Origin of the sequence: Marinobacter arenosus, from assembly GCF_019264345.1 — a bacterium.
GTDB lineage: Bacteria > Pseudomonadota > Gammaproteobacteria > Pseudomonadales > Oleiphilaceae > Marinobacter > Marinobacter arenosus.
Genome location: NZ_JAHVAO010000004.1, coordinates 58,160 through 83,392, shown reverse-complemented (window position 1 = coordinate 83,392; position 25,233 = coordinate 58,160). Strand labels below are relative to the sequence as shown.

General features: G+C 57.5%; 19 protein-coding genes. 6 read left to right on the top strand and 13 right to left on the bottom strand.

Annotated features, from left to right (window positions below; genetic code table 11):
• Nucleotides 1–6 precede the first annotated feature (6 nt).
• The 3 genes from KXD86_RS17760 to KXD86_RS17750 all read right to left on the bottom strand — a co-directional run bounded on the left by KXD86_RS17760 (nucleotide 7) and on the right by KXD86_RS17750 (nucleotide 2,918).
• Nucleotides 7–918 (bottom strand): CDP-glycerol glycerophosphotransferase family protein, encoded by a 912-nt coding sequence (locus KXD86_RS17760; protein ID WP_228739678.1) that lies wholly within the window; start codon nucleotides 916–918, stop codon nucleotides 7–9.
• Between the two features lie 168 nt (nucleotides 919–1,086).
• A complete protein-coding gene (locus KXD86_RS17755; RefSeq protein WP_218637474.1) occupies nucleotides 1,087–2,205 on the bottom strand; it encodes a glycosyltransferase family 4 protein in 1,119 nt (372 codons plus the stop codon).
• Nucleotides 2,202–2,918: a 3-deoxy-D-manno-octulosonic acid kinase gene (locus KXD86_RS17750; protein ID WP_218637473.1), complete on the bottom strand. Its 717-nt coding sequence runs from the start codon at nucleotides 2,916–2,918 to the stop codon at nucleotides 2,202–2,204. Before KXD86_RS17750 ends, KXD86_RS17755 begins: the two co-directional genes overlap by 4 nt.
• Nucleotides 2,919–3,075: 157 nt before the next feature.
• Here KXD86_RS17750 and KXD86_RS17745 point away from each other — a divergent pair, with 157 nt between their 5' ends.
• Nucleotides 3,076–4,116, top strand: a complete 1,041-nt coding sequence (locus KXD86_RS17745; RefSeq protein WP_218637472.1) for a glycosyltransferase family 9 protein — start codon at nucleotides 3,076–3,078, stop codon at nucleotides 4,114–4,116.
• Nucleotides 4,117–4,161: 45 nt separating this feature from the next.
• Here the strand turns inward: KXD86_RS17745 and KXD86_RS17740 are convergent, their stop codons facing one another.
• From KXD86_RS17740 to glnE, 3 genes are all read right to left on the bottom strand, one after another.
• Nucleotides 4,162–4,566 carry a DUF6165 family protein gene (locus tag KXD86_RS17740; protein WP_218637471.1) on the bottom strand — a complete coding sequence of 135 codons (405 nt, stop codon included), beginning with the start codon at nucleotides 4,564–4,566 and terminating at the stop codon, nucleotides 4,162–4,164.
• Between the two features lie 88 nt (nucleotides 4,567–4,654).
• Nucleotides 4,655–5,581, bottom strand: coding sequence for a branched-chain amino acid transaminase (locus KXD86_RS17735; RefSeq protein WP_218637470.1), 927 nt, complete (start codon nucleotides 5,579–5,581; stop codon nucleotides 4,655–4,657).
• A gap of 79 nt (nucleotides 5,582–5,660) precedes the next feature.
• Complete coding sequence (glnE, locus tag KXD86_RS17730) at nucleotides 5,661–8,564, bottom strand: bifunctional [glutamate--ammonia ligase]-adenylyl-L-tyrosine phosphorylase/[glutamate--ammonia-ligase] adenylyltransferase (protein WP_218637469.1); 2,904 nt, start codon at nucleotides 8,562–8,564, stop codon at nucleotides 5,661–5,663.
• A gap of 80 nt (nucleotides 8,565–8,644) precedes the next feature.
• On the opposite strand from glnE, the gene KXD86_RS17725 reads away from it, so the two are divergent.
• A complete protein-coding gene (locus tag KXD86_RS17725) occupies nucleotides 8,645–9,802 on the top strand; it encodes a potassium channel family protein (protein WP_218637468.1) in 1,158 nt (385 codons plus the stop codon).
• Between the two features lie 6 nt (nucleotides 9,803–9,808).
• Here KXD86_RS17725 and KXD86_RS17720 read toward each other — a convergent pair whose 3' ends face one another.
• The 5 genes from KXD86_RS17720 to typA form a co-directional block, all read right to left on the bottom strand.
• Complete coding sequence (locus tag KXD86_RS17720) at nucleotides 9,809–10,672, bottom strand: CYTH domain-containing protein (RefSeq protein WP_218637467.1); 864 nt, start codon at nucleotides 10,670–10,672, stop codon at nucleotides 9,809–9,811.
• A gap of 100 nt (nucleotides 10,673–10,772) precedes the next feature.
• Nucleotides 10,773–11,804: a porin gene (locus tag KXD86_RS17715; protein ID WP_218637466.1), complete on the bottom strand. Its 1,032-nt coding sequence runs from the start codon at nucleotides 11,802–11,804 to the stop codon at nucleotides 10,773–10,775.
• A gap of 514 nt (nucleotides 11,805–12,318) precedes the next feature.
• Nucleotides 12,319–12,762 carry a D-aminoacyl-tRNA deacylase gene (gene dtd / locus KXD86_RS17710; protein WP_218637465.1) on the bottom strand — a complete coding sequence of 148 codons (444 nt, stop codon included), beginning with the start codon at nucleotides 12,760–12,762 and terminating at the stop codon, nucleotides 12,319–12,321.
• Nucleotides 12,763–12,854: 92 nt separating this feature from the next.
• On the bottom strand, nucleotides 12,855–13,817 hold the full coding sequence (pip, locus tag KXD86_RS17705; RefSeq protein WP_218637464.1) for a prolyl aminopeptidase: 963 nt from the start codon (nucleotides 13,815–13,817) through the stop codon (nucleotides 12,855–12,857).
• Nucleotides 13,818–13,917: 100 nt separating this feature from the next.
• On the bottom strand, nucleotides 13,918–15,729 hold the full coding sequence (gene typA / locus KXD86_RS17700) for a translational GTPase TypA (RefSeq protein ID WP_312846325.1): 1,812 nt from the start codon (nucleotides 15,727–15,729) through the stop codon (nucleotides 13,918–13,920).
• Between the two features lie 548 nt (nucleotides 15,730–16,277).
• Between typA and glnA the strand changes: the two genes are divergently transcribed.
• The 4 genes from glnA (at nucleotide 16,278) to ntrC (ending at nucleotide 21,153) form a co-directional block, all read left to right on the top strand.
• On the top strand, nucleotides 16,278–17,681 hold the full coding sequence (gene glnA / locus KXD86_RS17695) for a glutamate--ammonia ligase (protein WP_218637463.1): 1,404 nt from the start codon (nucleotides 16,278–16,280) through the stop codon (nucleotides 17,679–17,681).
• A gap of 178 nt (nucleotides 17,682–17,859) precedes the next feature.
• Nucleotides 17,860–18,384 (top strand): DUF4124 domain-containing protein, encoded by a 525-nt coding sequence (locus tag KXD86_RS17690; RefSeq protein WP_218637462.1) that lies wholly within the window; start codon nucleotides 17,860–17,862, stop codon nucleotides 18,382–18,384.
• 250 nt (nucleotides 18,385–18,634) lie between these two features.
• Nucleotides 18,635–19,729 carry a nitrogen regulation protein NR(II) gene (gene glnL / locus KXD86_RS17685; RefSeq protein WP_218637461.1) on the top strand — a complete coding sequence of 365 codons (1,095 nt, stop codon included), beginning with the start codon at nucleotides 18,635–18,637 and terminating at the stop codon, nucleotides 19,727–19,729.
• Nucleotides 19,726–21,153: a nitrogen regulation protein NR(I) gene (gene ntrC, locus KXD86_RS17680; RefSeq protein ID WP_218637460.1), complete on the top strand. Its 1,428-nt coding sequence runs from the start codon at nucleotides 19,726–19,728 to the stop codon at nucleotides 21,151–21,153. The genes glnL and ntrC overlap by 4 nt, the downstream gene beginning before the upstream one ends.
• Before the next feature lie 60 nt (nucleotides 21,154–21,213).
• Here ntrC and KXD86_RS17675 read toward each other — a convergent pair whose 3' ends face one another.
• The gene (locus KXD86_RS17675; protein ID WP_218637459.1) at nucleotides 21,214–24,837 is read right to left on the bottom strand and encodes a LamG-like jellyroll fold domain-containing protein; all 3,624 of its coding nucleotides are present in this window, start codon (nucleotides 24,835–24,837) and stop codon (nucleotides 21,214–21,216) included.
• Nucleotides 24,834–25,199, bottom strand: coding sequence for a hypothetical protein (locus KXD86_RS17670; RefSeq protein ID WP_312846324.1), 366 nt, complete (start codon nucleotides 25,197–25,199; stop codon nucleotides 24,834–24,836). Before KXD86_RS17670 ends, KXD86_RS17675 begins: the two co-directional genes overlap by 4 nt.
• Nucleotides 25,200–25,233: the final 34 nt, after the last annotated feature.

The following is a 25,233-nucleotide window of genomic DNA, read 5'->3' as shown; positions in this document are numbered from 1 at the left end:
AAAGGCTCATTGACTGCTCAACCGGACGCCGCGCTTGAGTTCCCTTCGCAAACGGCGTCTGACTTTGATCTTCCTGAGCAGGTTAAGTGGTTTCCGCCGCAATCCCGGCTTTCTCTCGAGCAGGAAATCCTCTACGGCATCCAGAACACGCCCACTGGATTTCCCATCGCGAAAACTGTGCAATTCATTGCAGAGTGCACGCGTCTCATTCATAAGGTCCCGAGGGTATCCCAGCGCTTTTTCCAGAGCAGGCTCTACTTCCTCAACATCGTTCACATCAATGAGGTAGGGGCCCGGCATCTTTGTTCTGAAAGTCACGACGGGACGATCAAGAAACATGAATTCGAACATGATTGACGAGGTGTCGCACAACATAACATCTGCTTCCGGGAAGATCGGGAGCAAATCCTCATCGCTCTCAACAAAACGAAGGTGTTTTCCGGCGAGCCGGCGATACTGCTCAACGACGGCGGGATCCATTTTGGGGTGCAGGGTGACAATGAACTTCCAGCGGCCACTGGAAGCCAGTTCCGCTATCTTTTTCACAAGCAAGGGTGCTGACGTCACGGAGCGACTGAAGGTCGATGCGTAAAAGACGACGGGGAGATCGTCCCCTGCCCTATCTCGCGGCCCTTGAACCGCATTTCTCAATAAAGGATCCAGTTTTGGCCAGCCAGTATGGGCGACCGAAAAGTGTCTGTGGATCTCGGCCAACTCCTGAAACTTTGCAGTGTCTTTTTCTGCGTGAGTGCAGTAAAGGTCAAACCAGCCCCTGATCCGGTAGTGATCGCTCTCATCCTCACTGCTATGACCACGCTTGTTGCGCGCCATTCCATGGAAGACCTCAACCTTGATACCCGGAAAGAAATAGGGAACCCAGTCACCGGGCACAAAAGTCGCATCCGCATTGAACTCCATGACCTCTTTCACGGTCTTGAGATGGCGCTCATCCGGGCCCAGTGGCTCCGCCGTACACCCCGCGACAAACCAGGCCGCCTCTCCGCCACGCTGGCGAATTTCGTCCTGCAGCGGGCGGAGAATCGAGTAGGAATAAGGCTGATTGACAAAAAACAGATATCGGCGCATTCACGTCCTACCGGTTAATGACTTGTACAAATCCCCAGTCTCACGGACGGTTTGGGAGGTGTGAAAATGATCGGAAATCCGGCGCCTGGCAGCACTGCCAAGCTCCGCCAACAGTTCCCTGTCACGATACAGTCGCCCAATTGCTTCAGCCAGCGCCGCGCTGCTTCTCGGCGGAACAACCAAGCCGCTCACACCATCTTCAACCAGTTCAGGCATACCGCCCACACACGTTACAACGGGGGTGACGCCATAGACCATCGACTCAATCACCGCGCGCGGCAACCCTTCCCTTTCTGTGGACGGCAACACAAATACGTCGCTGGCAGCAGCGATAGCCGGGGCATCGTTACGGTAACCGGTGAAGTGAATTCGAGCGGAATGAGGCGATTGGGCAACCAGTTCCTTTATCTGCTCATTTTTATCCACATCACCAACCAGCAGTAAATGAGGCGTCATACCCTCCGGCAGTCCGTCCAGTGCTTTGATCAGTACATCAAACCCTTTTCGCGGTGTGTTGCGCCCGGTGCAGCAGATGACGAAGTCGCCTTCCTGCACGCCAAACTCGCTCAGGTCGGCAGGCTCAGCCTGATACCAATCCAGGTCGTGCCCCTTGTAGATCCGCTGGAGTTTCGAGTCCGGAATGCGCAGCCAGAGAAACTTCAGGCTGGCCAGGTAGTCCTTGATGGCGTCTGCGACGCACACGATTTTGCTGACCCGAGGGTGAAGAAACGTAATCCAGGACTCGGGATTAAGAAAACTGATGTTCCCGATGACCCCACGGTAAGCAACGATCCGGATGTCTGTCCCTTTTGACGCTTTGAGCCCGCAGGCCAGGGCCCTCGGGTTGTAGGCATGGATGATCTCGTAGTTTTTCTTCGTAAGCTGGTTCCGGATAGCGTCGATACCGGCTTTGTCGAAGCGACTTTCCAAGGCCATGGGTTGCGCAACCATGCCCTCATCCACCAGCCGCTGATAATTCCGGCCTTTGGGGTTGCACATGACATCCACGTCAAAGCCCGCTTTCTTCAGTCCGATGAACAGTTCCGTCTCCGGTCGGTCGCATGCGTCTGTCAGGCACAGCACGGCGGGCAGCGAGGTGTTTTCCTGTTGGTCGATCAAGCCGATTGACTCCCGTTATATCCGTTCATGAAAGCATCCCAGACCTTCCGCTGTGCGGCCTCACCCGCCACTTTCCTCAGAGATCTGGCAAATCGTTCAAGGTTGGCGTTTTTCCAGCTCGAGGCCGAGCCCGGCGGCTGAATCCGTCCCTTATCAAAGTCAATCAGGTAGAACCTTGATCCCTCGACCAGGACATTGAAACAGTTCAGATCCGCATGGCGAACGCCGGCGTCATGGAATCGCCGAATGGTCTTCCCCAACGCGCACCAGTCCTCTGCCCGAAGCCGGGTAATCAGCTCGGCCAGAGGCACGGTCCCGTCGAGACGTTCAATGATAATGGCGGCCCGATACTGCACCAGCGACACTTTCCGGTACCACGCCGCCACCGGGCGCGGCACCGGAAGCCCCATTCGGTGCATTTGATTCAACAGCCGGAATTCCGAGAACGAACGTACGTCCTGTTCGCGGGTATAGGCGTAGGCCTTCTCGGACAGTTTGGCGACCAGGCCGCCTCGCCGGTATTCCCGCAATACGAGTCGGCTACCATCGGCCTCAAGGAACCAGGCTCCCCCTCGCCCACCGGTGCTGACAGGCTGCGCTCGCTCTCCCCAGTAGTCCGGTTTGAACCACTCTTTGGTGACGCGTCCCTCGTAATCCGGATGTATGAGCAGTCCTGAGCCCTTTTCCCGTTCGCAGATTTCAGACTCGACCATGGATCCCCGTGCGCCAGAAGAAGATGAGAGCAGTCAACAGGCCGGCTGGGTATCGGGACGTCTGCCGGCGAGTAATATAGAATGGCGGCCAGTTTACCAATGATTAGCTGCAAAGCTCTACAAACCTGTTTTTGAACATGCCATGGATCCCTGCCCAATGAAGTCGATCTGCATTCTCCGCCTGTCCGCCATTGGCGATGTCACACACGTTGTTCCCGTTGTTCTGAGTCTCCAGGAACAGCTTCCCGGCGTGGCAATCACCTGGGTCATCGGCAAGATCGAAGCCAAGCTGATCGGCGACCTTCCGGGCGTCGAGTTCATCATTTTCGACAAGAAGGCCGGCCGCCAAGGTTACGCGGAGCTGCGGCAAAAAATGAAAGGCCGCCGATTCGATGCGTTGCTGCACATGCAGGTTGCCTTCCGCGCCAACCTGGCCTCGGCCTGCATTCCATCGACGATTCGGGTGGGCTACGACAAGGCACGGAGCAAGGACCTTCACAGCCTGTTCATCAATCGGCGAATCAAACCGGCTCACCACCAGCACGTTCGCGATTGTCTGGCGAGTTTTCTGGAGCCACTGGGGCTCAAGCCCGCCGCTCCGAAATGGGTCATCCCATTGGCGGACAGTGATCACGCGTTTGCCCGGGAGCAGCTCGCGACCGATCGTCGCAATCTTGTGATCAGTCCGTGCGCCAGCCATACCCTGCGAAACTGGCCGGCATCCCATTATGCCCAACTCGCCGACCATGCCATCCGTACCCATGGCATGAAAGTCATCCTGGTGGGCAGCCCGGCGCCTTTTGAAGCTGACTACTGCGCCGCCATCGAACACCAGATGAAGGAAACCGCCCACAACATCTGCGGCAAAGACACCCTGAAGCAGCTCACCGCTTTGCTGACTCACGCCGACCTGGTGGTCGCTCCCGATACCGGCCCGGCTCATATCGCCAGCGCCGTGGGAACCGATGTCCTTGGCCTGTTTGCAGCCAGCAACCCGGATCGTTCCGGGCCATACAACTCACTGCAGTGGTGTGTGAACCGGTATCCGGAGGCCCTGAAGCAGTTCACCGGAAAATCGGTGGACGAGGCCCGCTGGGGCGCCAAGGCAGAGTTTGAAGGGGCAATGGAACTGGTCACGGTAAAAGATGTGACCGATATGCTGGATCGCTGGATTGAGAACAGGTCCGGTGGCGGCTGATACGAAGCCGCACAAAGCTGCCTCGTATCAGATCTGTGCGAAGAACTACTTCTTCGCGGTGTAATCCTGGTAGGACTTCTCTTCCACGAAGCGTGAACCGAGCGCGAGGTTCACGTCTTTTTTGATGGCCGCGCGCTTGTCATTGGTCACATACACGGCCCGGGCCAGTTCAATGAAGCGAGGGCCAAAATCCTGCTCCGCTTCCTGATCCCGGATATCGTCCTCGATTTCCCAAAGCGCCTCATTCACGGCCTTGAGCTGTTTTCTCAGATCGGCGATGGCATCCTGATCCTTGACCGCCTCGTCCCAGGTCGCGCTGAGCTCGTCCAGCTCCAGGCGCACATTCCTGACCTTGGCCTCATCCTTGATGCGCTCGGATTTGATTTCAAGGATCGTAATTTTGTCGAGGACCTCGCCGAAGGAGACGGGGACTTTGATGACGTCTGCCATGTGCTATTCCTGAAAATTGAATGAATTGAAACAACAAGGCCGCCTGACTGTTCTCACACAGAAGGCGGCCCGGTTAATTGCCCGGCAATCAGCCGTTAACCTGGGTCAACCAGCCGCTATGCGCCTCCAGCTTGCCCTTCACCGCATCGAAGTACATACCCTGCAACTTCTCAGTCACCGGTCCGCGCTTGCCAGCTCCGATAACCCGACCATCAAGCTCGCGAATCGGCAGCACTTCCGCGGCCGTGCCTGTGAAGAAGGCTTCTTCGGCGATGTACACTTCATCCCGGGTGATCCGGCGTTCTTTAACCGGAATGTTTAGCTCGCTGGCAAAGTCGAGGATCGTCTGGCGGGTAATACCTTCCAGGCAGGACGTCAGCTCGGGGGTATGCAAAACGCCATCGCGAATGATGAAGATATTCTCGCCCGAGCCTTCCGCAACGTAACCCTCGTTGTCGAGCAGCAACGCTTCCTCACAGCCGCAGGCGATTGCTTCGTTCAGCGCCAGCATCGAGTTGATGTAGTTGCCGTTTGCCTTCGCCTTACACATGGTGATGTTGACGTGATGGCGGGTATAGGACGAGGTCCGAACCTTGATCCCCATCTCCTTGGCTTCCGGCGACATGTAAGACGGCCAGCTCCAGGCGGCGACCATGACATGCACCTTGAGATTGTCAGCACGGAGCCCCATACCCTCGGAACCCAGGAACACCATGGGGCGCAGATAGGCTTCGTCAAGATTATTCTCCCGAACGGCCGCACACTGAGCTGCATTCAACTCGTCCTTGCTGAACGGCATCTTCATGTTGAGGATGTGGGCAGAGCGGAACAATCGGTTGGTATGGTCTTCCAGACGAAAAATGGCAGGACCGTTCGCGGTATTATAGGCCCGCACACCCTCAAAACAGCCGAGGCCATAATGCAGAGTATGGGTCAGCACGTGGGTTTTGGCTTCCCGCCAGGGAACCATTTCACCATCCAGCCAGATGAGGCCATCGCGATCAGCCATTGACATTCTTCATTGCTCCTAAAAAAGCGGTTTTCGGGGAACCGGCATTCTAGCAGGAAATTTCACAAGAAAGAAATTTAGCAAGCTAATCAATCATGATTCGCTGCCACATTGCCCGGATGTACTGGCGCTCGTCCGGGAACGCATCCGCTTCAACCTGACTGTTGAGATTCTGCAGCGCCCGACGGTGAATGGTCGAGCGCAAGGCGATAAACGCATCGCGCAGCTTTTCGGTGTCTTCAACGGGCATAACTCTCACCCGTCCCAACTCTTCCATCTGCCGAATATTGTCGGACCATTGGGTCAGCTCAGGATGCTCGGAACAGTAGGCCAGCATCAGGTACTGAACCATGAATTCAATGTCCACAATACCGCCGGTGTCATGCTTGATATGAAACACCTCCTGCTGACGATGCTCGGGAGTCCCGAGACTCGTCCGCATCCGTTCGCGCATGTCCACCACTTCCGCCCTCAGCTTATCCCGATCACGGGGCTGGCACAGGATATCGTGACGAATCGCTTCAAACGCTTCCAGCGTTTCCCGGCAACCGGCCACGCCACGGGCACGGGCAAGCGCCTGATGCTCCCAGGTCCAGGCGTCGTTACGCTGGTACTTCTCGAAGGCCTGAAGCGTGCTGACCAGCAACCCCGAATTGCCCGAGGGGCGCAACCGCATATCCACCTCGTAGAGCAAACCCGCCGGCGTCTGGGTGTTGAGGATATGAACAATCCGTTGCCCCAGACGGGTATAGAAGACCGCATTGTCGATGGCCTTCTCGCCGTCCGTCGAAAGCTCCGGATCGGCGTTGTGTACGAACACCAGGTCCAGGTCGGAGGTGTACCCCAACTCGATACCGCCCAGCTTTCCATAACCGATGATGGCAAAGTCAGTTTCGCAGGCAGACCCATCCGCCCGCCTCGGATAGCCATGGCGGCTCACCAGATTGGAGAACGCCACATCGACAACGTGATCCAGCACCACCTCTGCAAGCCAGGTCAGATAGTCACTGACCTTCATCAGCGGTAATGTTCCTTTCAGCTCAGAGGCCGCCAACCGGAGGATGTGTGCCTTCTTGAAATGGCGCAGGGACTCCATCTGCTCTTCGAGATCCTCGAAGGGAATCCGCAGCATCTGCTGCCGCAGGTCATCCTGCAACTCTTCCTTGGCCGGCGGATGGTATAGGCTCTCTGCGTTCAGGAGCTCATCCAGAAGCAGCGGCGTTTCCGCCAGCTGACGGGCAATCCAGGGGCTTTCACTGCAGAGTTTCACCAGCTGGGTCCGCGCCCCCGGGTTCTCCAGCAGCAGCACCATGTAAGCGGTACGGCGGAGGATCGCGTCAACCAATTGAAGTGCCCGCGACAGGGTCTCGGAGGGATTGTCCACCTGGGTAAGGGCTTCCAGCAACACCGGCATGAACTGATTGAGTCGGGTACGCCCCTGCGTCTGCATCGTCTGAACGGTGCGGTTTTCCCGCAGATCCTTCAGTGCCTGGCAGGTTGCCTCTGCGTCCTCGTACCCATGATCGGCCAACCACTGAGCTGAGGCGGATTCGTCGATTTCCGCCAGCCAGAGTTCGTGCCAGCCCTCCTCAAGCGCTCCTGCGCCCGATTGTTCATCGTCGTCGGTCGCGATGATGTTGGCAAAGTGAGTTGCAACCCGCTTGCGATGTTCATCGAGAGCCGCCTCGCACGATTCCCAGTTGTCAAAACCCATGATCAGGGCAACCCGGGCCCGGCTCAGTGTATCGGAGGGCAACAGTTGAGTCTGCTTGTCTTCCATGCCCTGCAGCGCATGCTCGAGGTTACGCAAGAACACGTAGGCCTCTCGCAGTTCGTTCACCACCTGCGGTGGCAGTAGCTCAAGCGCTTCCAGCTCCTTGAGAATCTCCAACAGCTCCCGTTGCTGGAGCTCACGGTCGCGGCCGCCGCGAATCAACTGAAAGGCCTGCACCACGAACTCGATCTCACGAATGCCGCCACTACCAAGCTTGATGTTGTTCTCGAGACCCTTGCGGCGCACCTCCCGACTGATCATCGCCTTCATGCTACGCAGTGATTCGAAGGCACTGAAATCAATGTACTTGCGATAGACAAAGGGCCGCAGACTTGTCATCAGAACCTGGCCTGCGGACTGATCGCCCGCCACCACCCGGGCTTTCACCATGGCGTAGCGCTCCCAATCCCGTCCCTGGTCCTGGTAATAGGCCTCGAGGGCGGCAAAGCTGAGGGCGAGTGCGCCGCTCTGCCCATAAGGCCGCAGCCGCATGTCGACACGAAAGACGAAACCATCCGCGGTTATCTGATCCAACGCCTGAATCAGGCGCTGGCCCAGCCGGATAAAAAAGGTCTGGTTGTCCAGGGAACGCGGACCACCTTGAGTTTCCCCGTTTCCGGGGAACGCAAAAATCAGATCGATATCGGACGAGACATTCAGCTCGCGACCACCAAGCTTACCCATTCCGAGCACGACCATTTCCTGGGGCGCCTCCTTGCCGGTGGCCGGATCGGCCCCCCAGGGCGTGCCGGATTGCTTGCAGGCATCCTCGTACAGCCAATCGAGCGCTCCCTGGATGCAAGTGTCCGCGAAGGCGCTTGTCGCCGCCATGGTTTCCTCCAGGTCTGCCCAACGCAACAGATCGCGCCAAATGATGCGGAACTGGGCCTCGCGACGGAACTTCCGAAGCGCCGCGTGCAGAGACGGCTCATCGTCTACCGAGGCCAGATACTCCTGCCAGCGGCGCTCCAGAAACTCCGGCGACGTAGGCTCAGTGAGCGAACGGGCCTCCAGGAAAACACGGACCTGATCCGGTTGGCGCTCGAGCGTCTGCCTCAGGAACAGGCTGCGGGCGATGGCGTCGGCCACGACCTCTTCCGACATGTCCTCAGCGGTTGTCAGCCAGCCCGGAACGCCCTCCGGGAACACCGATTCCCAGCTGGACGCAAGGTCTTCAGCCAAGGCTGCAGGAAGGGAGCTCCACGGCTCGGACATAATGCAAACCCCTGTCTCTCTGTTATATTTCCGGTACTGTATAACGAACTCAACCGCGACTGAACAGGCCGAACGCTCGGATGCAGAGAAACCGCCGCCCGCTTAACCCGGAACACCAGCAGACCCATCTTCCAATGGGCGGACTGATCCGGCATCGAATGAAACGATTGTTTCTCATACTGGCCGGGCTCCTGTCCCTCCAGATCCTGATCATCTGGACCGTTGAGGACCTGAACCTCTTCGAATCTGTGTGGATTACCATGACCACGGTATCCACCGTCGGGTATGGGGATTTCGCACCCAAGACACTGATCGGACGGCTCAGCACCATCCTGATCATGTTTGTCGGTGCCATCACCCTGTTAACCCTCATTGTCAGCGATTTTATCGAATACCGGTTCTATCGCCGGGAACGCATTCTTACGGGAAGGTGGATCTACAAAATGAACGACCACATCGTCATGATCAATACGCCTCAGAGCGGCGGCGAGCAGTACTTTATGCGGTTCGCCTCACAGGTCCGATCCATACCGGGATACGAGACTATCCCGATCATGCTTCTGACTCGAAAATTTCCCAACGGACTTCCCACAGAGCTGTCCGATGTGGGCATGGTTCACTATCACGGGTCCGGCTTCGATCCCGCGGCCCTCAAAGCGGTCCATGCCGGCGGTGCTCGGCACATCATTGTGCTGGCCGCGGACGAATGCGACCCTTACTCCGACAGCCTGACCTTTGATATTGCGCATCGTCTCAGCGAGCTCAATCTGGGCGGACGGACGACGGTGGAATGTGTTTCCGACGACAACCGGGCGCGCTTCAAGGCACTGGGCATTCGAACCATCCTGCGCCCGGTACGAACCTACCCGGAAATCATGGTTCGTTCCGTGGTTGCCCCTGGCTCGGAAAAGGTACTCGAAGATCTGTTCAACTACGAACACGACCACCCCCACCGCTACGACCTGACCCTCGACGATCTCAATTGGGCGGACATCGTCAGCGCGCTCGTTCGACATGGCATTGGCACCGCCCTCGCCTACATCGATAACGACGACGAAGTGATCTGCCACCCACCCACTAACGAGGAAATCGAGGGCAAGGGGCTGATTGTACTGGTTAAATCTGCAGAGACACCGAGCGTCGAGCTGGTTCAGGAAGCGCTGGACAGGTACCGGGCCTTCATCGCCAGCTGGCACGAGAAAAGCAAGCCGGCGGCGAATTCGTCGACACCAACCTGAATGGCTTCAATCCGAAACCAGCGCCGTTTGCAGTTGACCAAGGGCAGGACTCTCCAGCATGGCGTCGATGGGCTTCTTATCTTTTAGGGATTGAAGGACGCTTTCAAACTGGGCACCGGTCCCGCCCTGTCGGGCCACTCTCTCGACCTGCGTGAAATCGACCCCGTCCACGGGAAAGGGGGTCCCGGTCAGCCAGCACAGACTGAGCCCCTGAAGAAACTCGGTCACCGAGAGACCTTCCGCATGATCGGACGACTCAAAGACCCCGGGGGAATACAGCCCGGCAAGATAATAGCCCTGCTCGGCCTTGCTCACCAGATTCAGAAACACCGGCACCTGCCCGGCCAGCTTCTGGGCCCAGCCAATCAGCGCCCGCGGATTACCGGCCTTCAGCTCGAACTCAACCTCGTTCAGAGAGCGGGCATGGTCGCCCGATAACACCTGCCCGGAATCAATGGCCACCTCGATCGTGGCCTCATCGTCCTGCAGCATCACGATCTGGCGCTCGAAATTGGTTTCAAAGGCGACCTGCAGACTTGAAAGACTGATCTGACCAGCCAGAGGTGTTTCTGACAGCAGGCCCGGATCCAGGTCGGCCGATGGCAATGGCCATTCCCATTCCTGACGCTTGTGAGCCCCCGCCTCAAAGCTGCCCTTGGTTTTTAACGTCTGGATATAGCGCTCGCCGACCTGACGCACCCTGAGTGCCGCCCGCTGCCGGTTGAGCTCTGCATCCGACGTGTCGTAGTACCGGTTGACCAGAACCTTTGTGTCTCCTTCAGACGCTGTCGGTTGCTCCTGCAGCCACGACAGTGCCGCCTTCAGATCGTGAGGCTTCAGGGTCAGCTTGATTTCCAGCTCTTCCGCCATATCGCACTCCCACTATGAATGTTTTTCAGAGTACATAAAAAAACCGGCGACCCGAAGGTCGCCGGTTTTCGATTACGACTGAATTAGCGGATGGGCTAAATCAGAAGTAGTAGACAGCACCAACCACCAGGTCAGTGGTGTCAACGTCAACAGCGCCAGCTTCTGCGTTGTTCAGGTAACCTTCGACGTACACGTACATGTTGTCGGACAGGTTGTGCAGAGCCTGAGCGGTGATGGTGGAGAGCTCGGCGTCGACGTTGTCGGCGTCAAAGAACTCGTAAGACAGGGCGAAGGTGTTGGCGCCGATGGAGTAGCCACCGAACAGTCCCCATGTGTCGCCTACGTCCTTGCGAGTCTGGTACTGACCAGTCACGCGCAGGTCACCAGCAGTGTAGCTACCACGCACACCGTAGGTGTTTTCGTTGTTGGGGCTAGTAGCCTCTTCCTCGGTGGAATAAGCACGGTCGCCATCGTTGGAGTCCATGGCTACAGCCAGCTCAAACGCGTCAACGGTGTAAGTGGCGGCCAACTGGTACGGGTAGGACTTCTCACGAGCAACCTCGTCTCCAGCCGCATCAACAGCAGTGTCACCATCGCCGTTGAACTGAACCGCACCGTGCAGCTGCAGGCCGCCGAAGCTTGGAGAGCTGTACTGAACCAGGTCGCCTTCGCCAGTGTCGTAAGAGCCACCGATGCTCAAAGCAGCGTACTCGTAGTAGTTGGCGATTTCGTCAATGGCGCTCTCGTAGGTAGAGTCGTCAGAACCAACCCAAACCTGACCAAAGCTGTCGCCCTTCACACCAATGTAAGCTTCGTCGAACGCGTTCAGACCGCCGTTGCCAGCCTTGTCGTCTGCGTCGAATTCGAGCTCAGCCTTGAAGAAACCAGTGATGCCCGGTGCGATTTCGTGATCGTGCTTGAAACCGATGGTGGAACCGTTGTCGTAATGGCCGATTTCGGAGCTAACATCTTCCACGTCGCGGTGAGCGATGGCGTACTGGATGTTACCGTAAACGGTCGGCATGGAGTCCATCTTGGCCGCCAGTTCGGAAGCTGACATTTCCATCTGTGCCAGCGCGGAGCCAGAGAAGGTCGCGGCTGCAATAGCGGATGCGATGAGCGTTTTTTTCATTTTGCGTCTTCCTTTTTGAGTTAACTCAGGTTTTAGCGACGGGTTCTTATCCCGATTTTTTAAGGCGTAACCAGTCTTTGCTGGATAGCCCGATTCTGCATTACCCCTGTGTCAGATTTGTTACACCCGGGATAACTTTTCTTCTAGTTATGTAGATCCACACTCCGGCAGATCTATTTGGCTCAACCACTTACAAGACTTTATTAAAGTCCTGCATGATGAACCTGTTTTAATACAACGAACCTGTTTTTGCAAACATTTGGCGGTGCATTTTTAGCTCGTTTCGCACCAGAAACGCAAGTATTTATGCGATCCAGCACTCAGGAGCAACCTGAACCCTGTGTAACAATTCCGGGGCCAGATTATATTAAACGTCTTTTAATCAATACTTTACAATAATCAATGTGTCACAAATACGTTACACGGCTGGACAGGCACCGCTTTTACGCACCAATAGAAAACATCAGGCACCTGGCCGCACTTTTATTGTGCGCAAAGACCCGGGCAGACGCCGTTAAACCTCGAGCATAAACGTAACAGGGCCATCATTGACCAAACGAACCTTCATATCGGCCCCGAACTCACCTTTACCCACTCGTTCAGGCCCAACCGTCGTCCGTGCCTCAACGACGAAACGCTCAAACAGTTCGTTGGCAAGCCCGGGATCGGCCGCACGGGAGAACCCCGGCCGGGTACCCGACGACGTGTCAGCAGCGAGGGTAAATTGAGGAACGACAAGAAGGGATCCGCCGGTATCGATCAGACTGCGATTCATGCGGCCCTGGTCATCAGGGAAAACCCGGTAAGTGAGAATCTTGCGGCACAGGTTCTGGACCTCTGCCTCACCATCTCCGCGCTCTATACCGAGTAAAAGCAGCAGGCCGCTTCCGACCGAAGCAATTTGCTCGACGCCTGTTACAACACTGGCTTCCGATACTCGCTGGATAAGCCCTTTCATGCGCCTCTCTGGGGGAAATCGTACGGCGGACCATCAAATCGAAAACGAGTCTATCGGCGGGATTAACGAATCGCAACCATCAAAAAGTACGACTAGCTCGCACTTTTCCCAGATTTTGCGACGACCTCTTCGACCCCTCGAATCAGGGCATCGACGATGGCGGGCTCAGAGGCGGAGTGTCCGGCGTCCCGGATAATCCGGAGATCTGCGGTGGGCCAGGCTTCATGGAGCGCCAGGGCGTTGTCCAGGGGGCACACCATGTCATAGCGTCCGTGAACAATTATTCCGGGAACGTCGACCAACTTGTGGGTATCCCGAACGATCTGGTTCGGCTCCAGAAAGGCGTGATTCATGAAGTAGTGACACTCAATGCGCGCAAGGGCGATGGCCACATGAGGATGCCCGAAGTGTTCCACCACGCGCGGATTCGGATGCAGCGTTGCACAGCGCCCCTCCCACACCGACCAGGCCTTTGCCGCCTGGATTTGTTCCAGTTCGTTAGAACTTGTCAGTCTTTTGTAATAGGCCGAAACCATGTCGGCACGTTCTTCCTCAGGGATCGGCTCCTCAAACTCCCGCCAGTAGTCCGGAAACACTCGGCTGGCCCCATCCTGGTAGAACCACTGGACATCCCTGGGCCGGCACAGAAAGATCCCGCGCAACACCAGACCCAGAACCCGTTCAGGGTACGCCTGCGCATAAACCAGGCTCAGGGTTGATCCCCAACTGCCCCCGAACAGCAGCCACTGGTCCACCCCAAAAAACGAACGGACGGTCTCCATGTCCTCAACCAGCTTATCGGTGCTGTTGCCCTCCAGCTCCGCCAGCGGAGTGGATCGGCCCGCCCCTCTCTGATCCATGAGGATAATTCGGAATCGCTCAGCGTCGAAGAAGCGCCGATGAAACTCCTCACACCCTCCGCCTGGCCCACCATGAACCACGAGCACCGGGATACCATCGGGATTACCGCTCTCCTCGACGTACAGCTCATGAGGAGGATCGACGGCAATCCGGTGCTGGGCATTGGGCTTGATTTCCGGGTAGAGCGTGAGCATCAGGCGTTCCAGAAAAGGGTTTAACCGGAGTGTAGCTGAACTGAACGAAAAAGGGGCAGGTCACTAATGACCTGCCCCTTCTTTTATTAGCGCTGAAAACTTACTTTTTCTTCGCGCGCTTGCGCTCGTTTTCGGTCAACAGCTTCTTGCGCAGACGGATCGACTTTGGCGTCACCTCCACCAGTTCATCGTCATCGATGAACTCAAGCGCCTGCTCAAGGGTGAACTTGATCGGCGGCACCAGCCCAATGACCTCATCCTTGCCGGAGGCTCGCATGTTATCGAGCTTCTTGCCTTTGGTCGGATTCATGACCAGGTCGTTATCCCGACTATGAATACCACAGAGCTGACCTTCGTAAATTTCCTGCCCCGGGTCCAGGAACAGCTTGCCGCGGCTCTGGAGCGTTTCCAGCGAATAAGTCAGCGCAGTCCCTGTTGCCATGGACACCAGAACGCCATTCTGGCGACTGGTGACATCACCTGACTTGATGGGGCCGTAGTGGCTGAAGGTTGATGTCAGGATGCCGGTGCCTGAGGTCATGGTCAGGAAGGTATTCCGGAAGCCGATCAACCCACGCGCCGGGATGGTGTAATCCAGACGCATGCGCCCTTTTCCATCCGGCACCATGTTGGTCAGATCGCCCTTGCGCAGTCCCATCTGCTCCATAACGGAACCCTGGTGCTGCTCTTCGATGTCAACGATGACGTTTTCGTACGGTTCCTGCTTTTCACCGTCGATTTCGCGAATAACAACTTCCGGCCGGCCAACAGCAAGCTCAAAGTTTTCGCGACGCATGTTCTCGATCAGAACCGACAGGTGCAGTTCGCCACGACCCGACACCTTGAACTTGTCAGCCGACTCCCCTTCTTCCACACGCAGCGCAACGTTGTGAAGCAGCTCCTTATCCAGACGCTCCTTGATGTTGCGACTGGTAACGAACTTGCCTTCCTTGCCCGCGAACGGCGAATCGTTCACCTGGAAGGTCATCGATACGGTGGGCTCGTCGACCGTCAGCGCAGGCAGCGCCTCGACTTTGGACGGATCGCACAGCGTGTCAGAGATGAACAATTCATCCATACCGCTGACACAGACGATGTCGCCCGCCTGGGCTTCCTCAACTTCGACTCGCTGAAGGCCGGAGTGCCCCATGATTTTCAGAATGCGACCATTGCGCTTCTTGCCATCGGCGCCGATTGCCGTCACCGGGGAATTGGTCTTGACCTTGCCTCGCATGATCCGGCCAATGCCGATGACCCCCAGGAAACTGTTGTAATCAAGCTGGGAGATCTGCATCTGGAACGGCCCCTCCAGATCCACATTCGGCGCCGGCACGTGATCAATGATTGCCTGGAACACCGCGTCCATGTTGTCGTCCAGATTTTCATGGTCGAGCCCGGCAATGCCGTTCAGGGCACTGGCGTAAACGATCGGGAAATCCAGTTGCTCATCGGTGGCTCCAAGGTTATCGAACAGATCAAATACCTGATCGACCACCCAGTCCGGTCGTGCACCCGGCCGGTCAATCTTGTTCACCACGACAATCGGACGAAGGCCCGCATCGAACGCTTTCTGGGTTACAAATCGGGTTTGCGGCATTGGACCATCAATGGAATCCACGACCAGAAGCACGCAATCCACCATGCTCATCACCCGCTCCACTTCGCCACCAAAATCGGCGTGCCCCGGGGTGTCTACAATATTGATGTCGTAGTCGTTCCATTTAAGTGCCGTGTTCTTGGCAAGAATGGTAATACCACGTTCTTTTTCCTGGTCATTGGAGTCCATCACGCGCTCGTTCTCGAGCTCTTTTCGATCCAACGTTCCGGACTGACGCAGCAGTTTGTCCACGAGCGTGGTTTTGCCATGGTCGACGTGAGCGATAATGGCGATATTACGAAGCTTCTCAATCACAACTATAATCCTGCGGCATGCTTTCCTTTGACCTGAGAGGGTCTATAAAGGAGGCTGAGCCTCTCACATGCCGTCTCAAATCCGTAAAATGAACCCATTATCAGGTACCGGGCGGCACCCGCGCCCCCGAACGGCATTACAGCTCGGGGTGTAAATGAGGTGGCGCGCAGTATATCGAAAAGTCCCTGCAGTTAATATGAAGAAAAACGCCTATTCTCCAGACAAACCAGGCGCACCATTGAAGGGCGTCTCCGGATTTTCGCGCACCGTTTAGGTGCGTTCGCTGACCAATCTTGCACCACCGGAAATCCCGCGCATGCTCCACAAATGGCCAAAGACCGCACCGTTGCGCGCTTCTGGAGCATGCCCTAAAAATTGGCAAGAGCCTTGCTTAATCGAAATCAGCCGAATTTTGCAGGTAAGTGGCAAACGCTTTTGTTAAGCTGCGAATTCCTGAATAAAAGATCGGATATCAGCTACCCTGAACGATCCGGCAAAACGAACATGAATGCGCCCGCTCACGCGGGATAACTTACGGAGCATGCACAATGTCCAAGACAGTTGATTTGATCAAAGAACACGAAGTTAAGTGGGTTGACCTGCGCTTTACCGACAGCCGTGGTAAGGAACAGCACGTTACCCTGCCGGCCTCCGAGGTAAACGAAGATTTCTTCGCCGATGGCAAAATGTTCGACGGCTCTTCAATTTCAGGCTGGAAGGGCATCAACGAATCCGACATGATCCTGATGCCGGACGACTCCACCTCCGTGCTGGATCCGTTCACTGAAGAAACCACTCTCAACATCACCTGCGACATCGTAGAGCCTTCTACCATGCAGGGATACGAGCGTGATCCGCGCTCCGTTGCCCGTCGCGCGGAAGAGTACCTCAAGTCTACTGGCATTGCCGATGGCGCCCTGTTCGGTCCTGAGCCCGAGTTCTTCGTATTTGACTCGGTCAAGTGGGAAGTGGACATGAAAGGCGCTGGCTACTCCATCCATTCCGAAGAAGCGGCCTGGGTTTCCGGCGAAGACTTCGACCGCAACAACATTGGTCACCGTCCGGGTGTTAAAGGCGGCTACTTCCCGGTTCCGCCGGTAGACAGCCTGCACGATCTGCGTGGCGCAATGTGTGCCGCCATGGAGTCCATGGGCCTGAACATCGAGGTTCATCACCACGAAGTGGGCACAGCTGGCCAGTGCGAAATCGGTGTTGGCGCCAACACCCTGACCAAGAAAGCTGACGAAGTTCAGATTCTGAAGTACTGCGTACACAACGTGGCCCACGCTTACGGCAAAACCGCCACCTTCATGCCGAAGCCGGTTGTTGGTGACAACGGTTCCGGTATGCACGTTCATATGTCCCTGAGCAAAGACGGCAAGAACCTGTTCGCCGGCGACAGCTACGCGGGTCTGAGCGAAACCGCTCTGTACTACATCGGTGGTGTCATCAAGCACGCCAAGGCCATCAACGCCTTCACCAACAGCTCCACCAACTCCTACAAGCGTCTGGTTCCGGGCTTCGAAGCTCCGGTTATGCTGGCCTACTCGGCCCGTAACCGCTCCGCTTCCATCCGTATCCCGTACGTAAACAGCCCGAAGGCGCGTCGTATCGAAGTGCGCTTCCCTGACCCGTCAGCCAACCCGTACCTGGCTTTCGCAGCCCTGATGATGGCTGGCCTGGACGGTATCCAGAACAAGATCCATCCTGGCGATGCCATGGACAAGGACCTGTACGACCTGCCGAAGGAAGAGGCCCTGAACATTCCGACCGTTGCCGAGACTCTGGCGGAAGCTCTGGATTGCCTGGAAGCAGATCACGAGTTCCTGACCCGCGGCGGTGTCTTCACTGAAGATATGATCCAGGGTTATGTAGACCTCAAGCGTGGCGAAGTAGAGCGCCTGAACATGACGACACACCCTGTCGAGTTCGAGCTGTACTACTCCTGCTAAAACACCCCGTTCATTCGGGATTGTGAAAAAGCCCCGCTCAGTGCGGGGCTTTTTTGTGCGCCCCCTCACACCCCACTGCCGCACTTAACGATATGTAACCAACAACACGCCCCCCAGGCGTTGAAATGACCCCGAGGCCCGCAGATAATCAATGAAAACCATCGACACAGGTGTGCTTATGAACGCAAGGAACGGATTAATTGCCGCAGCCATATTCCTGCTGGCGGGAACCGCAGGTGCTGAGGTCTACCGCAATGTAGACGCCTACGGCAACGTCACGTTCTCCGATGAGCCATCCGATGGTGCTGAGGCAATTGATGTAAAGCCGGTGACAACGGTCACCCTGCCCAAGCCCCAGAACGTCCGCGAGTCCGACAAGCTGCGCGAGGAAGTGAAACGGGAAGGTTCGGTCTATGAAAGCGTGTCCTTTGCCTACCCGGAGAACAACCAGGCCTTCAACAGCGGTAGCGGTGATGTCCAGTTCGAGGTCCGGAGCACCCCCGGTTTGCAGACCGGCCACAAATACGAAGTGACCCTGGATGGCCAACCCGTCGGCCAGAGCACCTCAGGCAGCGTTACCGTCAGCAACGTGTTCCGGGGCACCCACGAGGCGCGTGCGCACATCGTCGATGAGAACGGCGTTCAAGTGAAAACCGGCCCCGCAATCAGCTTCACGGTCCATCGCCCTTCGGTCGCTAACTGAACTCGAGCCGCCCCATTATGGTGCGCCCGCACCATAAACAAGCCATACTCTGACCAGCAACGGGGCGATTTGTCCGGGCTGGTCGCGCTCCCTTCCTGAATATGCACCAGCTTACGGCATGTTTCAGTGCCAATTGGCGCCCATGCCCGTACTTTGCCCACTCTTTTGAGACGGACTTCCAAAGTGGTTCGCTTCTTGCAGAAGCCACGAAGTCACAACATTTACTCTGTCGGACCAACGGGATTCACGCATGGCATTGCCCACTGCCAACAAGTACGGCTACAAGAGCATTCTCGACAGCCTCACCACCGCTGTGCTGGTACTTGAGGACAACCTCAAGATCCGTTACTTCAATCCAGCCGCAGAAAGCCTGTTCGAAACCAGCATGACCCGAAGCCAGGGTCAGCCGTTTAGCGACATCCTGGTGGACTCGGAAGATGCCCTGAAGACGCTCTACGCCGCGGCTCAGAATGGCCAATCTTACACCCGACGGGAGGCCGAGTTCCTGTTACCCAGCGGCGCGAGCCTGACGGTCGACTACTCAGTCACCCCCATCAGTCTGGACCCGACCGAATTGCTGATTGAAATTCAGCCCCGGGACCGACTCCTTCGCATCAGCCGGGAAGAGGACATCATCTCCCAACAGGAGACCACCCGGATTCTCGTACGCGGCATGGCCCACGAGATCAAGAATCCCCTGGGTGGGATTCGAGGGGCGGCCCAATTACTTGACCGGGAGCTTGATGATGAAGACCAACGCGAGTACACCCGCGTCATCATTGATGAAGCCGACCGCCTCCGCAGCCTGGTCGACCGCATGCTTGGCCCGAACAAGGCCTTGAAACTCGCTCAAACCAATATTCACGAAGTACTGGAGCGTGTTGGCACCTTGGTTGAGGCAGAGAGCAAGGGACGGCTGGTGTTTCGCCGGGACTACGACCCAAGCATTCCGGAATTCCGCGGTGACAAGGAGCAGCTCATTCAGGCGTTCCTGAACATTGCACGGAATGCCATGGAAGCCGCCTTCGAAAATCAGAGCGGGCACAACGACGAAGCGCCGCCCACCATCATCTTCCGGACCCGGGCCTTGCGCCAGTTCACTATCGGCCACCGTCGTCATCGCCTGGTCTGCCGAGTGGACGTCATCGACAACGGACCGGGTATTCCACCGGATCTGCTGCAGAATATTTTCTATCCGATGATCAGTGGCCGAGCCAGTGGCACGGGCCTTGGGCTTTCCATAACCCAGAGCATCATCGGACAACACCACGGACTGGTCGAATGCGAGAGCAAACCCGGCCGTACTGACTTCATCATCTTCCTGCCTCTGGAGGACACCCCATGAGCCAACCGGCAAACGTCTGGATCATAGACGACGATCGCAGTATTCGCTGGGTGCTGGAGCGCGCCCTTAACCAGGCCGGTATGCAGCCCCGCGTTTTCGACAGTGGCGAGAGCATCATGATGCGTCTCGAGCACGAACAACCCGACGCCATCATCAGCGACATCCGGATGCCCGGGGTCGACGGCATCACCCTGCTCTCCCAAATCGTTGAGGTACACCCCGATGTGCCGGTCATCATCATGACCGCCCACTCCGACCTCGAAAGTGCGGTGACCAGTTACCAGACCGGGGCTTTCGAGTATCTGCCCAAACCCTTCGATGTGGACGACGCCGTTGCCCTGGTGAAACGGGCCGTCGCGCACAGCCACGAAAAGAAAGCCAGCGCAGAGCCCCAGGCAGAAAGCACTCAGCGCAACGCCGAGATCATCGGCGAAGCCCCGGCCATGCAGGAAGTGTTTCGGGCCATCGGCCGGCTTTCCCATTCGAACATTACCGTCCTGATCAATGGCGAAAGCGGTACCGGTAAGGAACTGGTGGCCCAGGCCCTGCATAATCACAGCCCCCGGGCCAACCACCCGTTCATTGCCCTGAACATGGCGGCAATTCCCAAGGACCTGATCGAATCCGAACTGTTCGGCCACGAAAAAGGCGCGTTTACCGGTGCCGGCGCTGCCCGGCAGGGGCGGTTTGAGCAATCCAACGGCGGCACCCTCTTCCTGGATGAAATTGGCGACATGCCTGCGGACACCCAGACACGGCTGCTGCGGGTCCTCGCCGATGGCGAGTTCTACCGGGTTGGCGGCACCACCCCTATCAAGGTGGATGTGCGCATCATCGCCGCCACCCACCAGGATCTGGAAAAACTGGTTCAGGCCGGTTCGTTCCGGGAGGATCTCTTCCACCGCCTGAACGTCATCCGAGTGCATCTGCCCAAGCTGGCCGAGCGCCGGGAAGACATCCCACGCCTGATGCAGCACTTCCTGAAGCGAGCCGCCAAGGAGCTCGCCGTTGAGTCAAAAATTCTCCGGCCGGACGCCGAGGAGTATCTCACCACGCTGCCGTGGCCGGGCAACGTCCGCCAGCTGGAGAACACCTGTCGGTGGCTGACGGTCATGGCCAGCGGTCGCGAAATTCACATCGATGATCTCCCGCCGGAGCTGCTGCATCAGGCCGAGACGCCCACCATGGGTACCACATGGCAAGAGGGGCTGCGCAACTGGGCGGAACAGGAACTCAAGCGCGGCAAAAAGGGCATTCTGGACAACGCCGTACCCGAGTTCGAAAAGATCATGATTGAAACGGCCTTGAAGCACACCGGCGGACGCCGCCGGGATGCGTCGGTATTGCTGGGATGGGGGCGAAATACCCTGACCCGGAAGATTAATGAACTGGGACTGGACCACCCGGAAAGTGACGACGATTGAGCCACCGGGCTCTGTTTTCTGGGGCAGGTCGCGAGACCTGCCCCTTTTTTATGGAATGACTCAACGTTCCTGCCAGTAAATCACCCGGTCGTGGCCGCGATACACGCCGAAGGTGGCGAGCCCTGAGGGATCCTCCAACACGCCGTCGCCATCCTGATCAGACTCAAACCAGACCGGCACATCCCAAACCAGTGTATCGGTGCCCGATGTCCCTTTCGGCTCGAGCGTAAGCGGGCCACCAGTGCCCACCATCAAGTTACCTGTCCCCGCCACAAGGCTATGGTGAACCTCCGGGTCTGCGATCAGCGTCGTGGTCCAGGACGAACAACCATCCGCCGCGTGCTCGACGAAACGACTTCCGTTCCATACCTCAGCCCGGAAGGGCATGAATAATTCGCCCACATTCTCGGGCCCGTAGACGTTTTCAAGCTCCCAGCGCCCGTAGCGGATCTCCAGGGGGGCAGATGGCGTGACGGACAAGGGCATTGCCGGCGCCAGCACACCGTCGGAATCCTGAATGGCATTAACCGTGATGGTCATGTCCGGTGAGAAAGGCGGCACCTTGGCATCAACGGCCTTGTCATAGACAAAGGAATCGTCGGTTGAAAACGAGAAGACCAATACGCCGTCACTCGCAGAGGATATCAGGCCTCCGTCCAGGCCAGACGTGATGGGATAATTGGCGCCGGACAGGTAAACCTGGGTGTTGTCCGTGGCCGGGGCACTCCGGGCAACATTGTCAGCCGTCAGTTTCTGGAAATCGCCCTCGGTGTAATTATTCGTGACATAGGTTCCCGGCCCCATCGCGGAAATGGTCAGCTCCGGTACAACGGCCCAAGCCATCGACTGCCCGGAGTAGACGAAGGCGGAACCAACGCTGCAGAAAGGGGCAAGCTCGCCGGGTGAGACAACAACCTCGAATCGATCAGGGACAAATCGCCCCACGGACCCGGACTGCCCCGTGACCTCAGGCGCAACGCCCAGGTAGGCTGCATTTTCGGCCGTCAGCTGGATGATGCCGACCTCGTTCCAACTGAGATCACTGATGATGGCTTCGCCGCCGTTGAAGGAGGCGCCATCAACGTCCAGCGTTCCTGACAGGACCCCATCGTCAGCGGTAAGGGATGAAGGCAGCAACAGAGTATGGCTCAAGTCTGCCCCCTGCGGCGCACCCTCCTGACCGTAGCTGGACAAAACACCCCCTTCGGCCCCCACGGCCGACAAAACCACTTCAAATACCTGCCCGGCCGACCTGAATACAGGACCATTCGCATCGGCGGCCGAGGGATTACCCGTCACCGCGAGTTCAAACCGGTCCGGTCTGACGGTCCAGAGCGCACTCTGGCCCGAGATGGGCAACGGGGTGCCGGCGGTGTCCACGACGATCCCCGAGGTGTCATCCAACAGGTTCAGACGGTATTGTCCAACATCGCTGGTGATCAATGAAAAGGCCGCGAGACCGCCATTGAAACTGAGCGTCAGGTTGTCCGACGACGGTACTCCGGTTCCGGGAGCGACCGACGAAACGCCACCGTCCAGAGTCGGCGTGACGCCACCTGGATCGTCACCACTTCGGCTGAGCCAGGCTTTCACGTCGACCTCACCATCATAATCCGGTATCACCCCACACTCACCGTTCGCGGGATCCCGTCGAATCGCCCGCGCCACAAACGAATGGTTGCGCTCGGCCACGATATCCAGGCCATTGGCGTCCGAACTCTCGATCACGAAGGCATTTTCAAGAAACTGAATGGGCGCCGAACGCCCTTGCTGCCCATCTACAACGTCAGTAACCACCACCCGGAGCTGGTCGGCGGTGGCATTGGCCAACGCAAGCGATACGGTGCCGTTATCGGCGCCGGCAAACTGGTAGCTCACGGTGCCATCGTTGTCTGTGTCCGGGCTCGGCGCCAGGGATCCGGCCGGCACATCCGACACGCCTGCAGACCAATTACCACTGCCGGCGCTTGTCTGCAGGGCAACCCGACCATCGTAGTCAGAGAGCACCTGTCCGTTTCGATCGACGGCCCTGACGAAAACCTCGGCCACCCCACACACACTCGCAGACGGGGGAGCAATAACCTCGAACCCACCGAGCCGATTAATTGCACAGGGACGGCGGCGCTGGTAAAGCTTCTGGATGCCTTCCGCGTTGAACGCTGACCGGAATAGCGTGACCTCATCCACTGAGCCATCAAAGTATTCGAAGAACCCGCCCCGCTGATCGGTACCAAGGTAAAGCGGGTTGCCGTTTGTGGCCAGGACACCTGCCGCAGCTCCGGAAGCTCGCTGGTCGCCATTGATGTAGATGGCCTGCCGACCGGCCTTGTAGACGACGGCAATGTGCGCCCAGCTGCTCTGATCCAGGTTTGCGCCGCTGGTTCGAAGCATAAACCCTGTGCCTTGGGTGTTTCGCCAGGACCACCGGATCTCCCCATCCCGGTCCAGCTGGATTTGGTAGTTGCTTCCTTTCGAAAGAATGGTGTCTGTGAATAACGGAGAACTTTCAGGCCGGACCCACGCCGTGATCGTTAGCTGGTCGGTCAGGTCCAGCCGATCGCTGTCGGCAAAGCCAATGTATTGAAACTGCCATTCCTCAAAGTCGGCGTACCCACAGGTTCCGGGATCACCCGCCCATGCCGGGTTTTGCTGCGAGAACACCACACCGCCGACGGCAAGACCGCTGGAGCCACCGCCAGAGGCATCAAGCACTTCACCGGAACTGCCGTTCCAGGGGCCATTGTCCAAATGCCAGTCCGCAACCGCGGATGGCAGGATGATGCCCAGACCGATCTGGCTATCAAACACACCAAAACGGCTTCCAGAATTATCCACGGCGGTTTCCAGGTTCAGAAAGAACTGGCGTTGGTCGAAACTGCCGGACTGGAGCGTGGGGACACTGATGGATGCCTGGGTCTGGCCGGCGGGGATTGTCAGGGTTCCGGAACGCTGGCTGTAGTCCGTGCCTTGAACGGCCGAACTGTCCTCGGTTCGATACCCAAGGACAATATCCCGGCCCGCAGCGGCGTCCAGGGTGATGACAAAGGTAGCCGTTTCCCCCTGGAAGACCGTGGATCCCGACACGTTAATCGACGGTCCGTCGACACCGGCGTCGTTAGTGTCGGCTTCAGTGGTTTCGCCGGAGTTACCCGACTCAAAGCCCCAGTTCCCGGTCCCGTCGGGAGAGCGGTACAGGTTCTTCGTATTGGAGGCAGGGACTTCCCAGTCGTACGCCGGCGTGCAACTGGCATCCCGCTGCCTGCTGAAGTTTCCAACCGACAAGTAGTCAATGGTCCGGCCTTCGCCGTCGCGGAGCACGATGTCCATGCCGCCAAAGTCCAGGTAGTCCTCGCTGGTAATCAGAGTTCGATCCGCCACGAGCCAGGGCAGATTGCCCGCATCCATACTGCCCACGGAGATAGTGCCGGTGCACCCATTATTCGTGCAGGCACTTAAGGTCCAACTCGAAAAATCGTCGGCTGTCAGCGAGGACGACAGCAGCTTGATCTCAATAAACCTTTCATTGATTCTGCCTTGGGATAGCTGCCGGACTTCGTTAATGGTTGCCAGACCTTTGTAGTCAGGCGAACAGACCGCCAACGCTTCAGAGGTGGCCAGTAAGCCAACCAACACCATGCAAAAGCGCTGGGCCGCCCGACCAACGGAATGAACCTTGGATCTCATCGGACCTTGACCTCCACCACGCGTTCGGCCCGATCGATACCCACTCCACATTGGCCGGTGCTGGTCAGGGTGAAAATCTCTTCCGCCGGGCTCTTACCGCTCAACTCCGCTGAAACCGACTGGCAATCAATGACAGCCTGACAACCCGCCAGCCCGGATACCGTGAAGGGTTTCGGCGACGAAACGGCACCGCAGCTGCTTCCTTCCAGAACTTCACGCACAGCTACCTGGGCGCCACTTTCTGCCGCAAACAGCGCACGTTGGGACTGGATCTGCAGGCTGACAGCCTCACCGCTGACCTGCTGCAGTTGCGCCATGACGGCGACCAGCAGGGCCAGCACCGTAATCACGAATAACGCCACCGGTAGTCCGGCGCCGTTTTGCTTTCCTGGGCTC

What these genes read in the sequence shown, in the direction of transcription:
- dtd (WP_218637465.1), bottom strand. Translation starts at nt 12,762, where the DNA reads ATGAAAGGGCTTATCCAGCGAGTATCGGAAGCCAGTGTTGTAACAGGC.
- KXD86_RS17750 (WP_218637473.1), bottom strand. Translation starts at nt 2,918, where the DNA reads ATGGTCGAGTCTGAAATCTGCGAACGGGAAAAGGGCTCAGGACTGCTC.
- KXD86_RS17745 (WP_218637472.1), top strand. Translation starts at nt 3,076, where the DNA reads ATGAAGTCGATCTGCATTCTCCGCCTGTCCGCCATTGGCGATGTCACA.
- KXD86_RS17725 (WP_218637468.1), top strand. Translation starts at nt 8,645, where the DNA reads ATGCAGAGAAACCGCCGCCCGCTTAACCCGGAACACCAGCAGACCCAT.
- KXD86_RS17675 (WP_218637459.1), bottom strand. Translation starts at nt 24,837, where the DNA reads ATGAGATCCAAGGTTCATTCCGTTGGTCGGGCGGCCCAGCGCTTTTGC.
- KXD86_RS17720 (WP_218637467.1), bottom strand. Translation starts at nt 10,672, where the DNA reads ATGGCGGAAGAGCTGGAAATCAAGCTGACCCTGAAGCCTCACGATCTG.
- KXD86_RS17740 (WP_218637471.1), bottom strand. Translation starts at nt 4,566, where the DNA reads ATGGCAGACGTCATCAAAGTCCCCGTCTCCTTCGGCGAGGTCCTCGAC.
- pip (WP_218637464.1), bottom strand. Translation starts at nt 13,817, where the DNA reads ATGCTCACGCTCTACCCGGAAATCAAGCCCAATGCCCAGCACCGGATT.
- ntrC (WP_218637460.1), top strand. Translation starts at nt 19,726, where the DNA reads ATGAGCCAACCGGCAAACGTCTGGATCATAGACGACGATCGCAGTATT.
- glnA (WP_218637463.1), top strand. Translation starts at nt 16,278, where the DNA reads ATGTCCAAGACAGTTGATTTGATCAAAGAACACGAAGTTAAGTGGGTT.
- glnL (WP_218637461.1), top strand. Translation starts at nt 18,635, where the DNA reads ATGGCATTGCCCACTGCCAACAAGTACGGCTACAAGAGCATTCTCGAC.
- KXD86_RS17690 (WP_218637462.1), top strand. Translation starts at nt 17,860, where the DNA reads ATGAACGCAAGGAACGGATTAATTGCCGCAGCCATATTCCTGCTGGCG.
- KXD86_RS17735 (WP_218637470.1), bottom strand. Translation starts at nt 5,581, where the DNA reads ATGTCAATGGCTGATCGCGATGGCCTCATCTGGCTGGATGGTGAAATG.
- glnE (WP_218637469.1), bottom strand. Translation starts at nt 8,564, where the DNA reads ATGTCCGAGCCGTGGAGCTCCCTTCCTGCAGCCTTGGCTGAAGACCTT.
- KXD86_RS17715 (WP_218637466.1), bottom strand. Translation starts at nt 11,804, where the DNA reads ATGAAAAAAACGCTCATCGCATCCGCTATTGCAGCCGCGACCTTCTCT.
- KXD86_RS17760 (WP_228739678.1), bottom strand. Translation starts at nt 918, where the DNA reads ATGGAGTTCAATGCGGATGCGACTTTTGTGCCCGGTGACTGGGTTCCC.